General features: G+C 66.7%; 12 protein-coding genes and 1 tRNA gene. 6 read left to right on the forward strand and 7 right to left on the reverse strand.

Going from position 1 to position 14,704, the window contains the following annotated elements:
• Window positions 1-6 precede the first annotated feature (6 nt).
• Window positions 7-702, forward strand: a complete 696-nt coding sequence (locus NRB20_RS30360; RefSeq protein WP_153414831.1) for a RibD family protein — start codon at window positions 7-9, stop codon at window positions 700-702.
• A 333-nt stretch (window positions 703-1,035) separates the two neighbouring features.
• Window positions 1,036-1,503, forward strand: a complete 468-nt coding sequence (locus tag NRB20_RS30365; protein WP_194290061.1) for a deaminase — start codon at window positions 1,036-1,038, stop codon at window positions 1,501-1,503.
• A gap of 66 nt (window positions 1,504-1,569) precedes the next feature.
• On the opposite strand, the gene pknB is transcribed toward NRB20_RS30365, so the two are convergent.
• The 7 genes from pknB to NRB20_RS30400 form a co-directional block, all read right to left on the reverse strand.
• Window positions 1,570-3,453 (reverse strand): Stk1 family PASTA domain-containing Ser/Thr kinase, encoded by a 1,884-nt coding sequence (gene pknB, locus NRB20_RS30370; RefSeq protein WP_153414832.1) that lies wholly within the window; start codon window positions 3,451-3,453, stop codon window positions 1,570-1,572.
• Entirely contained in the window at window positions 3,450-5,030 is a 1,581-nt protein-coding gene (locus tag NRB20_RS30375) for a protein kinase domain-containing protein (protein ID WP_153414833.1), read from the reverse strand. Before NRB20_RS30375 ends, pknB begins: the two co-directional genes overlap by 4 nt.
• A gap of 35 nt (window positions 5,031-5,065) precedes the next feature.
• Window positions 5,066-6,529, reverse strand: coding sequence for a peptidoglycan D,D-transpeptidase FtsI family protein (locus NRB20_RS30380; RefSeq protein ID WP_153414834.1), 1,464 nt, complete (start codon window positions 6,527-6,529; stop codon window positions 5,066-5,068).
• Entirely contained in the window at window positions 6,526-8,025 is a 1,500-nt protein-coding gene (locus tag NRB20_RS30385) for an FtsW/RodA/SpoVE family cell cycle protein (RefSeq protein WP_153414835.1), read from the reverse strand. The genes NRB20_RS30380 and NRB20_RS30385 overlap by 4 nt, the downstream gene beginning before the upstream one ends.
• On the reverse strand, window positions 8,025-9,509 hold the full coding sequence (locus NRB20_RS30390; protein WP_319945591.1) for a PP2C family protein-serine/threonine phosphatase: 1,485 nt from the start codon (window positions 9,507-9,509) through the stop codon (window positions 8,025-8,027). Before NRB20_RS30390 ends, NRB20_RS30385 begins: the two co-directional genes overlap by 1 nt.
• Window positions 9,506-9,973 carry an FHA domain-containing protein FhaB/FipA gene (locus tag NRB20_RS30395; RefSeq protein WP_319945592.1) on the reverse strand — a complete coding sequence of 156 codons (468 nt, stop codon included), beginning with the start codon at window positions 9,971-9,973 and terminating at the stop codon, window positions 9,506-9,508. Before NRB20_RS30395 ends, NRB20_RS30390 begins: the two co-directional genes overlap by 4 nt.
• Before the next feature lie 184 nt (window positions 9,974-10,157).
• On the reverse strand, window positions 10,158-11,570 hold the full coding sequence (locus tag NRB20_RS30400) for a DUF3662 and FHA domain-containing protein (protein ID WP_153414837.1): 1,413 nt from the start codon (window positions 11,568-11,570) through the stop codon (window positions 10,158-10,160).
• A gap of 230 nt (window positions 11,571-11,800) precedes the next feature.
• On the opposite strand from NRB20_RS30400, the gene NRB20_RS30405 reads away from it, so the two are divergent.
• From NRB20_RS30405 to NRB20_RS30420, 4 genes are all read left to right on the forward strand, one after another.
• Window positions 11,801-11,886: transfer RNA gene (locus NRB20_RS30405), tRNA-Leu, on the forward strand.
• Window positions 11,887-12,049: 163 nt separating this feature from the next.
• Complete coding sequence (locus NRB20_RS30410) at window positions 12,050-12,478, forward strand: AbrB/MazE/SpoVT family DNA-binding domain-containing protein (RefSeq protein WP_153414838.1); 429 nt, start codon at window positions 12,050-12,052, stop codon at window positions 12,476-12,478.
• A gap of 2 nt (window positions 12,479-12,480) precedes the next feature.
• Window positions 12,481-13,542, forward strand: coding sequence for a tyrosine-type recombinase/integrase (locus NRB20_RS30415; RefSeq protein ID WP_153414839.1), 1,062 nt, complete (start codon window positions 12,481-12,483; stop codon window positions 13,540-13,542).
• A 26-nt stretch (window positions 13,543-13,568) separates the two neighbouring features.
• Window positions 13,569-14,378 (forward strand): DUF2637 domain-containing protein, encoded by an 810-nt coding sequence (locus NRB20_RS30420; protein WP_153414840.1) that lies wholly within the window; start codon window positions 13,569-13,571, stop codon window positions 14,376-14,378.
• Window positions 14,379-14,704 lie beyond the last annotated feature (326 nt).

Here is a 14,704-nt window from a genome sequence, read left to right on the forward strand (position 1 = left end):
TGGTCTTTGAGCCCTGGGCCGCGACCCCATGTGCTGCTGTCCGTGGCGGTCAGCCTCGACGGGTATCTCGACGATGCGAGTCCGGACCGGCTGCTGTTGTCCAATGCCGAGGATTTCGACCGGGTCGACGCGGTGCGTGCGGATTCCGACGCGATTCTGGTCGGCGCACAGACGTTGCGCAGTGACAACCCCCGGCTGCTGGTCAACGACGCCGATCGCCGGGCCCGCCGGATCGCCGCGGGGAAACCCGAGTATCCGCTGAAGGTCACCGTCAGCGCGAGCGGCGAGTTGGATCCGGCCCTGCGGGTCTGGCATCACGGCGGCGGCAAACTCGTCTACACCACCGACGCCGGTGCGACCCGGCTCGGCGACCGCCTCTCCGGCCTGGCCGACGTCGTATCCCTCGGTCCCGCAATCGATTTCGGCGCACTCCTGGACGACCTCGGCCGCCGCGGCATCACCCGCCTGATGGTCGAGGGCGGCGGCCGCATCCACACCGCCTTCCTGTCCGCCGACCTCGCCGACGAGCTCCTCCTGGCCGTGGCCCCCATCCTGGTCGGTGATCCGGCCGCCCCCCGCTTCCTGCATCCGGCGGCGTATCCGGGGGGATCCGGACGTCGGCTGGAGTTGGCCGACCTCACCCGCGTCGGAGATATCGCCCTGCTGCGCTACCTGCCCAAGGGACACCAGCTCGGCGCCTGAACCGGTCGATTCGCGCTCGCCTTGATCCGATGTCGGCGAGCCCGAGATCTGTTCCGCCCTCGAAAAGTCGCCTTGCCGGTCCACTTACACAGGCGCGCAACGTAGTTGGCGTATTCGCGGTACATCCACATGTCGATGCGGTGCCCGAGACCTGTCGGTCCGGCACCCGAGCGCCGGTCGGGGCCGTTCGTGACGCAGAATGGAGGTGGTCACCGGAACCGGGATCGGCATTTTCCGCGAGTGGAATTACCCACCGGCACAACAGAATTCGTAGTCGAACGAGGCGCGGGTCAAGTGGCCGCGCATGTCCGAGGTAGGGAGAGGAGCGTCGAGATGTCCCGAGAGGATGTCGAGAGGCGTGATCGGGCTCGGATGCGGCATGCGATCGAGCTGGCGCGGTTGTGTCCGAAGAGTCCGGGGGCGTTCTCGGTCGGGGCGGTGATCGTGGATCAGGACGATGTCGAACTGGCACACGGGTATTCGCGGGAGACCGACGCGAAGGTGCATGCCGAGGAATCCGCGCTGAACAAACTCGGCGACGATCCGCGCCTCGCCCACGCGACCATCTACAGCACCCTCGAGCCCTGTTCGCAGCGCGCCTCCCAGGACCGCGTGCCGTGTACCGATCGCATCCTCGCCGCCGGAATCCGCCGCGTCGTCATCGCCTGGCGTGAACCGGCCACCTTCGTCGCGGACTGCGTCGGGGTGGAGAAGCTGCGGGAACACGGCGTCGAGGTGATCGAGCTCGCGGATCTGGCCGACGAGGCCATGTCGATGAACCGGCACCTCGAACTCGGCTGAATCACGCTCGGCGGCCGAAACACGTTCCGAGCCGGGCACTCTCACCCGACTCGGAACGTGCGCGTATCACGGCGGGCCCAGCACTCCCAGCACGAACGTTATCGTCGAGTCCTTGGAGATCGTCGAACTCGCCTTCGGCTGCTGATCGACGATCCGCCCGACGCTGCCCGCGTCGAAGGTGCCCTGCGTGGTCTGGGTGATCTGGCTGACGCTGCCGGTCCAGCCCGCCGACCGCAGTTTCTCCAGCGCCTGCGCGGAGGTGAGTCCGGACAGATTCGGCATGGTGATCTGATCGCTGGACACCTGCACCGTGACGGTCGAACCCTTGTCGGCCATCGAACCGCCCGGCGGACTGGTCGAGATCACCTCGCCGCTGGGATGCGAGGACGGCACCCGCTGCACGACCACCTTGAAACCACTGCTGTCGCTCAGATTCGGCTCGGCGACACTCAACTGCTGGCCGACGACCTGCGGCACCCGCACCTGATCCGGACCCTTGCCCAGGGAGATGGTGACCTTGCTGCCCGCGTCGATCTTCGACCCCTCGGGCGGATTCTGGCTCACCACCTTGTCCTTCTCCTCGATACTCGACGTACCGTGGCCGATATTCGGATCCAGTTGCAGCCCAGCCGATTCGAGCTGCTGCTGGGCCTGCTGCTGGGTGAGATCGGCCAGCCGCGGCACCGGAATCTGCTGCGGACCCGTGGACACCTCGAGGGTGACCGTGCTGCCCTTGGGCGCGCGCGAACCGCCGAGCGGCTGCGTCTCGATGACGTTCCCGTTCGCGGTCTTACCGTCGGACTTCTGCTGAATGGCCACCGAGAATCCGGCCTTCTGCAATTCGTTCTGCGCCTGCGCCAGCGGTTTGTTCGCCAGATCGGGGATGTCCACCTGGTTGAAACTGCTGCCCGGCCCCAGGAACACCCAGTACAGCGCGATCAACAGCACCACCACACCCGCGCCGATCCCGCCGATCAACATGGTGCGACGCGGATCGCGCGTGCGGGCGGGGGCGGTGTCGCCGGAATCCTCCTGCGAGCGCGGCGCGTCGACCGCGCCCAGGAACGTGGTGCGATCCTCCTCGGTCATCACCGTCGGGGCCTGCGGTTTCTGCCCGCCCAACACCCGGATCAGATCCGAACGCATCTCCGCGGCCGACTGATAGCGGTTCGCCGGATTCTTGCTCATCGCCTTGAGCACGACCGAATCCAGCTCGCGCGGTACGCCCGCGTGCACGTTGGAGGGCAGCTGCGGATCCTCGCGCACGTGCTGATACGCCACCGCGACCGGCGAGTCACCGGTGAAAGGTGGTTCGCCGGTGAGGATTTCGTACAGTACGCAGCCGACCGAGTACACGTCCGAGCGCGCGTCGACCTGCTCGCCGCGGGCCTGTTCGGGCGAAAGATACTGCGCCGTACCGATGACCGCGGCGGTCTGGGTCATCGGATTGGAACTGTCGGCGATCGCGCGGGCGATGCCGAAGTCCATCACCTTCACCGCGCCCTGCCGGTTGATCATGATGTTGGCGGGCTTCATATCGCGGTGCACGATGCCGTTCTTGTGGCTGAAGTCCAGTGCCGCACAGACATCCGCGATGATCTCCATCGCGCGTCGCGGGGCCAGCGGACCGTCGCCGCGCACCATGTCGCGCAACGTGTCGCCGTCCACGTACTCCATCACGATGTACGGCAGCGGACCGCCGTCCACCTCCGCCTCGCCGGTGTCGTAGACCGCGACGATGGCCGGATGGTTCAGGGCGGCGGCGTTCTGCGCCTCGCGTTTGAAACGCAGATAGAAGGTGGGGTCGCGGGCCAGGTCCGCGCGCAGCACCTTGATGGCGACATCGCGGCCCAGCCGTTCGTCGCGAGCCTTGTGTACCTCGGACATGCCGCCGAATCCGATGATCTCGCCCAGCTCATAGCGAGAAGACAGATTCTTCGGGGTGGTCATGGTTGTCCTTGTGAGAAGGTGTCCGGGGGGCTGACGTCGGTGTACTGGTTGTGCGAGTGACGGTCCGGGTAGCTGTTCTGGCTGTACCCGTTGTGATAACCGTTCTGGTTGTACCCGTTCTGGTTGTATCCGTTCATGCCCGGAACACCCGGCAGTGTCGGGATCTCCACCGACGGGTAGGTCGAATCGCCGTTATCCCACGGGGACTGCGTCGAATGATGCCGTCCGGTGGTCGTGGTGGTGGGCGAGTCGCTGGTCGTGGTGCTGGAGGACGGTGGGGTCGTCGTCGTGGTCGGCGGCGTCGTCCGAGTGGTCTCGACCGGGGGGACATACCTGGTCGTGGTCGGTTCGTCGGTGGTCGTCGGCGCCTCGGTGGTGGTCGTCACCGGGGCCGTGGTGGTGGAGTGGGTGACCACCGGGGTGACCGACTGCTGCGGCGGGCTGCCGCTGAGCAGCACCCACGCCGCCGCACCGCCCAGTACCAGCGCGCCGATGCCCAGGCCGAGCAGCCATTTGGTGGGGCGGCTCATACCTGGTTCGTCGTCGTACGGCAGATCGTCGTCCGGGTGGCCGCCCATCGCGGAGGTCACGCCCGTCGGACGTCCTTGCGGCCGTGGGGAATTCGGGTAACGGTCGTCGTAGTCGCGGGGCAGCACCGTGGTCGCGCCGGTCGGCGGCGGCAGCACCCGCGCCGCACCGCCCTGCGGCGTGCTCGGCCCGCCCATACCGCGCGGCATCGGGGGACGCCGCCCGGACCGCACCGCGGCCACGGCGTCGGCGAACTCGCCACCACTGTGATAACGCCGCGTCGGATCCTTGGTCATGGTGATCTCGATCAGCTCGCGCACGTTCGGCGGCAGATCCGAGGGCATCGGCGGCGGGGTGTCGCGCACGTGTTTCATCGCGACGGTCAACGCGCCGTCACCACTGAACGGGCGCTGCCCGGCGAGGGCCTCGTAGCCGACCACGCCGAGGGAGTACACGTCACTGGCTGAGGTGGCGTCCTCGCCGGTGGCCTGTTCGGGCGCGATGTACTGGGCGGTGCCCATCACCATGCCGGTCTTGGTCACCGGTGACGCGTCCACCGCCTTGGCGATGCCGAAGTCGGTGATCTTCACCTGACCGGTCGGGGTGACCAGGATGTTGCCCGGTTTCACGTCGCGGTGCACGACGCCCGCGGCATGGGCCACCTCGAGGGCGCGGCTGGTCTGCTCGAGCATGTCCAGGCCCTGCACCACCGACAGGCGGCCGAGCCGGTTGAGCACCGCGTTGAGCGGTTCGCCCTGCACGAGTTCCATGACCAGATAGGCGGTTTCGCCGCCCTGCGGGTCCATGGTCTCGCCGTAGTCGTAGATGCCCGCGATGCCCGGATGGTTGAGTTGCGCGGTCGTCTTCGCCTCGGTCCGGAACCGTTGCCGGAACGTCGGATCCGCGGAGAACTCCGCCTTGAGCACCTTGACCGCGACCCGGCGGTCGAGCCTGGTGTCCAGCGCCTCCCACACCTGGCCCATCCCGCCGGTGGCGATCAGGCGTTGCAGTCGGTAGCGGTCGGCGATCATCGCGCCGTTGGTCAGCATGGGAGCCCCCGTAGGCCGTACTTGGTCATCCTCGTTCAGCTCCCCTGCAGACCGGCCTCGAGCACGGCTCGTCCGATGGGGGATGCCACGAAACCTCCGGTGCCCTTCAGACCCATGTTGCCGCCGTTCTCCACGACGACCGCGATGGCGATCTTCGGGTTCTGCGCGGGCGCGAATCCGATGTACCAGCAGTGTGCCGGGGTGGTGCCCGGATTGGCGCCGTGCTCGGCGGTACCGGTCTTGGACGCGATCTGGAACGAGGTGGTGTTGCCCTGGAACGTGTTCTTCTCCGAGTCGATCATCATGTTGGTCAACGTCGAGGCCACCTGCGGGCTGATCGCCTGGCCGACCGACACCGGTTTGGTCTTGGACAGTTCGGACAGGTCCGGGCCCTGGGTCTGATCCACCATATGCGGTTCCATCCGGACACCGCCGTTGGCGACGGTGGCCGCGATGACCGCGTCGTCGAGCGGGGTGACGGCCACGTCGCGCTGACCGATACTGCTCTGCGCGAGGGATGCCTCGTCCGGAATGGTGCCGACGGTGCTGTCGGCCACCGGCAGCGGAATACCCGAATGGGTGCCGATGCCGAACGCCGCCGCGGTGTCCTTGAGCTTGGCCGCGCCGACCTTCATGCCGATCTGCGCGAACGCGGTGTTGCAGGACAGGGCGAAGGCCTCCTCCATCGTGACGGTGGGGTTGTTACCGCAGTGTTCGCCGTCGAAGTTCTCCAGCGTGGTGCTGGTGTCGGGCAACGTGATTCGCGGATCGGCGGTGAACTGATCGGTGGTCTGGATGCCCGTGGCCAGGGCCGCGGCCGAGGTGATCACCTTGAACGAGGATCCCGGCGGATAGGTCTGCGAGATGGCGCGGTTCAGCAACGGCTGTTTCGGATCCGCGCTGAGCTGCTCCCACGCCTTGGTGCTGTTCGCGCCGTCGTGCGTGGCCAGCTGGTTCGGGTCGTAACTCGGCGTGGAGACCATGGCCAGGATGCGGCCCGTACTGGGTTCGATGGCGACCACGGAACCGGTGTACCCATTCTTGGTCAGCTGATCGTAGGCAACCTTCTGCATCACCGGATTGATCGTGGTGACGACGTTGCCGCCGCGCGGATCCCGGCCGGAGACCAGATCGATCAGGCGACGCCCGAACAGCTTGCTGTCCGATCCGTTGAGCACCGAATCCTCGGCGAGTTCGAGTTCGGTGCGGCCGTACTGCATCGAGTAGAAGCCGGTGACCGGGGCGTACGCCAGCGGATCGGTGGGGTAGGTGCGCAGGTACTTGTACCGGTCGTCGGTGGCGACCGAACTGGCCAGCACCGTGCCCGAGGCCGAGATCTGCCCGCGTTGGCGGGAATACTCGTCCAGCAGCACCCGTGAGTTGCGCGGGTCGCTGCGCAGGCTGTCGGCCTTGATCACCTGGACGTAGGTCGCGTTGAGCAGCAGGGCGACGGTCATCAGCATCACAGCCATGGCGACGCGGCGCAGTGGTGTGTTCATGCTGGTTCCCCTCGGCTCGATTCCGTGCGGATGATCTCCGTTTTCGCCGGGCGCAACGTCTCGGTGGGTGGGTTGCTGGTCGGCGCGATGTCCTTCCTCCGGGTCGGCGCCGGTGCGCGGGCGGCATCGGAGATCCTTATCAACAATGCCAGCAATGCGTACTCGGCGAGCAGCGCGGATCCGCCGTACGACAGGAAAGGCGTGCTCATACCGCTACGCGGCAGCAATTTGGTGACACCGCCCACCACCATGAACACCTGGGCGGCAATCGTGCAGGCAAGTCCGGCGGCGAGCAGTTTGCCGAAGCTGTCCCGCACCGCCAGCGCCGTGCGCAGACCGCGCATCACCAGCACGGTGAACAGCACCAGCACCACGGCCAGCCCGATCAGTCCGAGTTCCTCGCCGACGGTGGCGACGATGAAATCGGTGCGGGCGTGCGGCACCCGATCGGGCCGCCCGTTACCCAGTCCGGTACCGGCCAGTCCGCCGGTAGCCAGCCCGAACAGCGACTGCGCGATCTGGTAACCGGTGTTGTTGTAGTCCGAGAAGGGGTGCAACCACACGTGCACCTGCGCGCGCAGCGACCCGAACGTGTTGTAGGCGAAGAGCAATCCGATGATCAGAAGTACCCCGCCCGCGACGAGCCAACCCACCCGCTCGGTCGCGATGTACAGCAGCGCCAGCACGGTGCCGAAGATCAACAGCGAGACACCCAGATCCCGCTCGAACACCAGCACCCCGACGCTGACGATCCACACCAGCAGCAGCGGACCCAGATCGCGCAGCCGCGGCAGTTCGATGCCGAAGGCGCGGCGTCCGGCGGCGGTGAACCAGTCCCGCTTGGACACCAGCAGCGCGGCGACGAACACCACCAGCAGGATTTTCGCGAATTCGCCCGGCTGTACGGTGAATCCGGGCAGTCGCACCCAGATCTTCGCGTGGTTCGTGGTGGCGAATCGTTCCGGCAGCACCGCAGGCAGCAGCAGTAGCACCAGGCCCAGTGCGCCGATGGCGTAGTTGTGACGCGCCAGCGTGCGATAGTCACGCAACACCACCAGCACGGTCGCCAGGATCAGGATGCCCGCCGCGGTCCACAGCACCTGGTGGTCGACGTCGGCGGCGGGGATCGGCAGGGAGTTGGTGCGGGCGTTCTGCGCGTCAGCCAGATCCAGCCGGTGGATCAGCACCAGGCCCAGGCCGTTCAGCAGTGCGGCGATCGGCAGCAGCAGCGGATCGGCGAATGGCGCGAAACGTCGCACGGCCAGATGCGCGACCGCGAACAGCGCCAGGTAGGCCATCGCCAGATCGGCGCACTCCCACGAAATGCCTTGATCCTGAGCGGCTTCCACCAGCACCAGCGCGACGGTGGTCACCACGACCGCCGTCCCGAGCAGCAGCAGTTCCACGTTACGACGAGTCGAGGGCGGCGGGGCAGGAGCGAACCCGCCCGGAGGACTCGGGAAGGCTCCCGCAGACAGCGGTGCCGGAGCGGACATCAGTCCGCCTTCCTGCAGTTCTCCCCCGGAGTTTGCGGGGCCTGCGACGCGGTCGTCGGCGTGGCGGGCGCGGTGGTGGTCGGAGCGGGCGCACCCGGACGGCCGTCGCCGCTGGCGGGCGCGGGCTGGCCGGGAACCGGTGCGGCGCCGGTCGGGGTGGCGGGAGTCGTGGGCGCCGGGGTGGGTTGCGGCGTCGAGGGCGTCGAGACCGTGGTCGTGGTGCTGCACGCCGGGAGCAGATCCTGCTGCGCGAGCTTGGCGAGCTGGGTGCGCGCATCGTCCAGCGCCCCCGGGGGCAGGCCGTTGTTCACCTTGTCGCGGCCGGTCTGCTCGAGATCGATGACCTGCAACTGCTTACAGCCCGAGGGAAAGCTCTCACCCGTCGCCGCCAGGCTCAGCTCCCCGTCGCGCTGCACACAGGCGATCTGGTCGACATCGTGGATCGAATAGCCGAGCACCGAACCGGGTAACCCGCGCACGATGACCACGTTGCCATTGTCCGCGCCGACGTAGTAGTTGTTGCGAATCATCTTGTAGCCCACCACGAGTCCCACCGCGACGGCCGCGATCAACGCGAGCGAGAGCAGGATCCAGCGCAGCTTGTGACTCTTGCGCGGCTCGGGCGGCTCCGGCGCGACCGGGGCGCGGCGCGGTGCGGCCCGCGGCGGGCGCATCGCGGCGGCACGACCGGCGGCGGTGTTCGGCGGAGGAGTGTCCTCGTCCTCACCGGAGGCCGCGCCGGCCACGATCGGGTGGCTCTGGCCGTAGTCCAGATCGATGACGTCCGCGACGACGACGGTGACGTTGTCCGGGCCACCGCTGCGCAGGGCGAGCTCGATGAGACGGTCGGCCGCCTCGTCGGTGTTGCCCTCCCGCAATGTGTTTCCGATCGTCTCGTCGCTGACCACGTCGGACAGGCCGTCCGAGCACAGCAGGTAGCGATCGCCCGCCCGTGCCTCCCGCATGATCAGTGTGGGATCGATCTCATTGCCGGTGAGCGCCCGCATGATCAGCGATCGCTGCGGATGGGTGTGCGCCTGTTCGGGCGTGATCCGGCCCTCGTCGACCAGCGACTGCACGAACGTGTCGTCGCGGGTGATCTGGGCCAGCTCGTTGTCGCGGAACAGGTACGCGCGCGAATCGCCGATGTGCGCCAGGCCGAGTTTCTTGCCCGCGAACAGGATTGCGGTGAGCGTGGTGCCCATGCCGTCCAGTTCGGGCTCTTCCTCGACCTGGTCGGCGATGGCCGCGTTGCCCGAATGCACCGCGCGATCCAGCTTGCCGAGCAGGTCGTCGCCGGGCTCGTCATCGTCGAGATGCGCGAGTGCGGCGATCATCAATTGGGAGGCGACTTCACCGGCGGCATGGCCGCCCATTCCGTCGGCCAGCGCGAGCAGGCGCGCGCCGGCGTAAACGGAATCCTCGTTGTTGCCTCGGACGAGTCCGCGGTCGCTGCGCGCCGCGTAACGAAGAACAAGTGTCACGATCGCAGCTCGATCACTGTCTTACCGACACGGACGGGGGACCCGAGCGGAACCCGCACCGGGGTGGTGACCTTCGCGCGGTCGAGATAGGTGCCGTTGGTGGAACCCAGATCTTCGACGTACCAGTCCTCGCCTCGCGGCGAGAGTCGCGCATGCCTGGTCGAGGCATAGTCATCGGTGAGTACCAGCGTGGAATCGTCGGCACGCCCGATGAGCACCGGTTGGGCACCCAGGGTTATCCGGGTACCGGCGAGTGAACCTTGAGTCACCACTAGATACTTGGCGCCCTTCTGGCCACGGCTGAGGGATGGCAGCACCGAGGAACCGCGTGCGGCCCGGGGCTGGATCCGAATGCCGGATGCCGCGTAGATGTCGCTGCGCAGAGTCCGGAGCACCGCCCATACGAACAGCCACAACAGCAGTAGGAACCCCGCACGGGTCAATTGCAGGATCAGTCCCTGCACGGTGCTCCACCTCCTGTTCCTGCCGATATGGGACGACGGTCCGACCCCCAACCGGCTTGCTGGTCAGCACGGACCTGCTGCCGACCGAGGGTTGGCAGCATCATAGGGCCGATGACCGGTTGCGATCACGATAAGGGCAAGTTTTCCGCGCCGCATCGTGACCCGCATCGGCGAGCTTACGGGATCAGACGATTCGGATCAGGATCTCGGAATGTCCGGCGCGGATGATATCCCCGTCGGCGAGCTGCCAATCCTGCACCGGCGAGCCGTTGACCAGCGTTCCGTTGGTGGAACCGAGGTCCGAGAGCATCGCGACCTGACCGTCCCAGCGCACCTCGATGTGGCGGCGGGACACCCCGGTGTCGGGAAGCCGGAAGTGCGCGTCCTGGCCGCGGCCGATGATGTTGCTTCCCTCACGCAGCTGATAGGTCCGGCCGCTGCCGTCGTCGAGCTGGAGGGTGGCCGAGTAGCCCGAACCGCCCGCGGCGGCCTGGCCGGGCTGGGCGTAGCCGCCCTGCTGCTGCTGGGCGTAGCCACCCTGCTCGTAGCCCTGCTGCTGGCCGTAACCGCTCTGCTCGTAACCGCCCTGCTGCTGGCCGTAGCCCTGCTGGTAACTCTGGTCGTAGCCCTGTTGCTGCTGGCCGTAACCCTGGTCGTAGCCGCTCGGTGTCTGGCCGTATGCCTGCTGTTGGCCGTAACCACCCTGGTCCGCGTAACCCTGCTGTTGCCCGTAGGCCTGGTCGCTGTAGCCCTGGTGGTTCTGCTCGGCGTAACCCTGTTGGTCGTAGCCCTGCTGCTGGCCGTAACTGCCCTGGTCGTAGCCGCTGTGCTGGTCGTAACCCTGGTCGTAGCCCTGTTGGTCGTACCCCTGCTGCTGGCCGTACGCCGCGCCGCCCTGCTGGTAGTCCTGACCGTTCTGGTAGTCGCCGTAACCCTGTTGCGCGTCGGGTGCGGCGTATTCGCCACCGGCCGGAGCCTGGTAGTTACCGCCGGGGGCCTGATAGCCGCCACGGCCGTAATCGTCGTAGCCCTGGGCGGGACGGCCCGCCGGGGGCGGCGCGTACCCGCGGTTGCGTGGATCGGACTCCGCGGGCTCACGGCTCGGGTCGTAGCCTGAGTTCTGCGTCATGGGGCCAGCTCCTGGTTGCGGGTTTGCGGTTCTCTGTCGGGGTGGTCCAGGTCGGCCGGGTGAGGGTCCGCGAGCCGCCGGAGTCCGGCGGTCCGCGTCGGGATCGACCCGACCGCGAGTCCTGAACTGCCCGGTGTGCAGCGTAGGGGATGGTTCGAACTCGACGTGTACTTCACCGTAGGTCTGCCACCCCTGTTCCTGGATGTAATCCTGGAGATGTTTGGCGAAGGCCCGGGTGGTGAGGTCGTGATCGGCGTCGAGTTGTTGCAGGTCCGACGCGTTGATGGTGATGGTGTAACTGTTGGGAGCCAGCAGGTGGCCACCCTCGAGCTCGGTGACCCGATCGGCAGCCTCACGTTGCAGCGCCGCCTCCACCTCCTGGGGGACGACACTACCGCCGAAGACGCGCGCGAACGCGTCGCCGACCGCCCCCTGCAGGCGGCGTTCGAAGCGGGTCACGAAACCCATCTCGGCCTCCTTCGGTACACATGCGTCAGGTCGTCTGTTCAGGATTGGCGACACGCCGATAGGGCGTGTCGACGTAGCGACACGGTCCCTGCATGATATCCACGATCGTCCACACCTGTAACTCCCGGCGCACCCCCAGGGTTCCCAATCCTGCGCAACACCCCGTGTAGGTCCGTGAACAGGCGATTTCTTTCCGTCGTCGCCCCCGTGCTACTGTCTTCGAGTCGCTCGGGCGAGTGGCGGAATGGCAGACGCGCTGGCTTCAGGTGCCAGTGTCCTTCGGGACGTGGGGGTTCAAGTCCCCCTTCGCCCACCAGAACGACGGCATACGTGCCACATCCAACGGCATGGTGTTCAAGTGCGCTTGAACACCCGCAGGAGGTGGCAAGCATGCTCGTCGTGTTGCAGTACCAGATTGCGAATGCGCCGATCATCGGATTACCGGTGGTCGGCGTTTCGTGTTTCCGGGGGTGGTCGTTGTGATCACGCCCATCGTTCCGCCGCAGGCCCCGTTGCAGGAGTTGCTGCACGGTCCGATCGCCTATCCGGTTCCCGTGCGACGTGCCCAGGACGATCTGGTCTACGGCATGTCGACGGTCGGCGAGGGTGGCCGGATTCTCGACCGGCAGGTTTTCCGCAAGCTGACCTGGAAACCGGGCACTCGCCTGAACATTCGTTGCTCCGACCACGGGGTCCTGCTCGTTGCCCCGTCGAAGGAAGGCGCTGCGACAGTGACCTCCGACGAGTTGTTCCGGGTGCACTACAAATTGCGCAGATGCGTCAATCTGTTCATCGGTGACCGAGTCCTATTGATAGGGCGGATCTCACAACGGCGGCTCGTAGTACATCCACCTGCCGCCATGGACGAGCTGTTCGCCGAGAGCGTTCACCTGCTGGACCGGTGGTGACGATGACCACATCACTCGACCGGTCCTCCGGAGCCAACGCCGAAACGGTCGCCGCAGCTCGATTGCTTTTGTCTCAAATGGGCATCTCCGCCGCCGATCTCGTGGCCGACGGTCCCTGCGCTCCCACATTCGGCGAGGTCATTCCCAAAGTCCGCCTGACCCTGACCGCCGGGACGCTCCGCACCTACGACACCCACTTCAAGCGCCTGCTGAATGTATGGAGCGACCACCGTCTCGACGCCGTGTCGAAGCCCGATCTCGAGGGGATGGCCCGGGTGGTCCGGGACACCGCCCGCACGACCCGGGCGACTCGTGGCGGAGGTGGCGCGGTCGAGAACTTCGTGAGCGCTGTCCGATGCATATACCGATACGCCGAGGAGAACGGCTGGATCCGCCCCTCGGACAACCCTGCTCGCAAGGTGCCCAAGCCCACCCGCCGTGGCTCACATCGCTACGCCATCCCGTCCGGGCAACTCGCCGAAATCTGCCACGCCGCAGCCACTTCCGGCAACGACCCCGAACTCGACTCGCTGATCCTGCGACTGCACATCGAAACGGCCTGCCGCCGCGGCGGGGCGCTCGCGCTGCGACCACACGACCTCGACGTCGACCAGTGCCTGATCTACCTGCGGGAGAAGGGCGGGACGACCCGCTGGCAACCTGTCTCACCGACCCTGATGCGTCACCTGGTCCAACACGCCGAAGAACGCCACGCACCCAAATCCGAGCAGCTGCTGCGCTACCGGTCCGGTGCGCCCCTGACCGACCGCCGATACGACCACATCTGGGTCCGCATCGGCGGAATCCTGCCCTGGGTCGCGGTGCAGGGTATTTCGACGCACTGGCTGAGGCACACCACGCTCACCTGGGTCGAGCGTACGTTCGGCCCCGCCGTGGCCCGCGCCTACGCCGGCCACGAAGGCAAGAGCGGCGGAACAACGGGCACCTACGTCAAAGCCGACATCTGCGAGGTCGCCGCCGCACTCTCCGTCCTCACCGGCGAACAGCATCCGCTTGCGTCCGCACCGGCCATGCTGCTGAACCCCGACCAGTCCGCACGCTGACCACGTACCCACCGGAAAGGTCCTCCATGTCCACCGACATTCGCACGACGTCTGCGGTGCCCACTGCGTCCGCCGACCACAGTGGTCCGCGTGCACACGTCTTCTTCTGGAGCGTGCTCGCCGCCGCCGCCCTCGTAAGCATCACCGGCAACGCCACCTACGCGGTCCTGCACGCACCAGCCGTACCGCTGGTCGTCGCCGCAGTCGCCGTCGTTCCCCCGATCGCCCTGCTGGCCGCAGTCCACGGCGTCACGATCCTGCTCCGTGCACACGCCCAAGCCCGCCTCACCCACCTCATAGCCACTCTCATGACCGTGCTGATCGCAGGCGGGGCTTTCTGGCTCTCGTTCACTGCACTGCGTGCGCTCGCCGTGCAAGCGGGAATCCCCACCCACGAAGCCTGGCTCTGGCCACTGATCATCGAAGGCTCGATGGCCCAATCAACCGTCGCACTCCTCGCACTCGCCCGTTCTCCCCGCTTCGAGCTGCACACGAGACTCGCGGTCGTCGAGGAGGCCACGCCAGCGACCCAGAATTCGAATGACGCCACTGCGGAAGACGATGACGACCACCACGAACCAGAACAACACCCGACGATCAACGCCACCCCTAAACCAGCCGACAAGCCTGCAACCCACCCCTGGCCCGAAATCGCCGCAGCCATATGCAACCGAGACCCCTCCCACCGCCGCGACCCAGCCGAGGTGACAACCATCCTCACCCGCCACTACAACGACGGCCGAACCCCAACCCAGATCTCCCGAGAACTCAACAGAAGCCGATCGACAGTCAGCAGAATCATCAGCCACGCAACGGAATTCGTACCAGCCCGATGAACGTCACGAGCAGATCCAACAGCGCCGCAACCTTCAGCAGGCATCGCGTAGGTTCGATGCATGGTCCGTACCGGCGTACTTCGGTGCACGCGAGTCAAAGTGAATGAAATTGGCTACTTCCGGCGATAACATCGCAGGTCAAGAAGTGTCGGCCCCGCACGCGCGGGGATGTTCCCAAACTCACCCAACTCGTCCCCCATGTCAATGGCCATATGGAAGTCGCCGTTGGTGGCCAAGTGAGGTATCCACTGGTGGCCAGGGAAAGTCCCCACCCTCTTGCGGGTGGGGGTCGTTATTTCAGGGGCGGTCACCTCGCTTGGTCCGGT

Origin of the sequence: Nocardia macrotermitis, from assembly GCF_009604405.1 — a bacterium.
Classification (GTDB): domain Bacteria; phylum Actinomycetota; class Actinomycetes; order Mycobacteriales; family Mycobacteriaceae; genus Nocardia; species Nocardia macrotermitis.

Excerpts from the sequence above, each read along its gene's own strand:
- NRB20_RS30365 (WP_194290061.1), top strand. The coding sequence starts at position 1,036 with ATGTCCCGAGAGGATGTCGAGAGGCGTGATCGGGCTCGGATGCGGCAT.
- pknB (WP_153414832.1), bottom strand. The coding sequence starts at position 3,453 with ATGACCACCCCGAAGAATCTGTCTTCTCGCTATGAGCTGGGCGAGATC.
- NRB20_RS30375 (WP_153414833.1), bottom strand. The coding sequence starts at position 5,030 with ATGCTGACCAACGGCGCGATGATCGCCGACCGCTACCGACTGCAACGC.
- NRB20_RS30380 (WP_153414834.1), bottom strand. The coding sequence starts at position 6,529 with ATGAACACACCACTGCGCCGCGTCGCCATGGCTGTGATGCTGATGACC.
- NRB20_RS30385 (WP_153414835.1), bottom strand. The coding sequence starts at position 8,025 with ATGTCCGCTCCGGCACCGCTGTCTGCGGGAGCCTTCCCGAGTCCTCCG.
- NRB20_RS30400 (WP_153414837.1), bottom strand. The coding sequence starts at position 11,570 with ATGGGTTTCGTGACCCGCTTCGAACGCCGCCTGCAGGGGGCGGTCGGC.
- NRB20_RS30415 (WP_153414839.1), top strand. The coding sequence starts at position 12,481 with ATGACCACATCACTCGACCGGTCCTCCGGAGCCAACGCCGAAACGGTC.
- NRB20_RS30420 (WP_153414840.1), top strand. The coding sequence starts at position 13,569 with ATGTCCACCGACATTCGCACGACGTCTGCGGTGCCCACTGCGTCCGCC.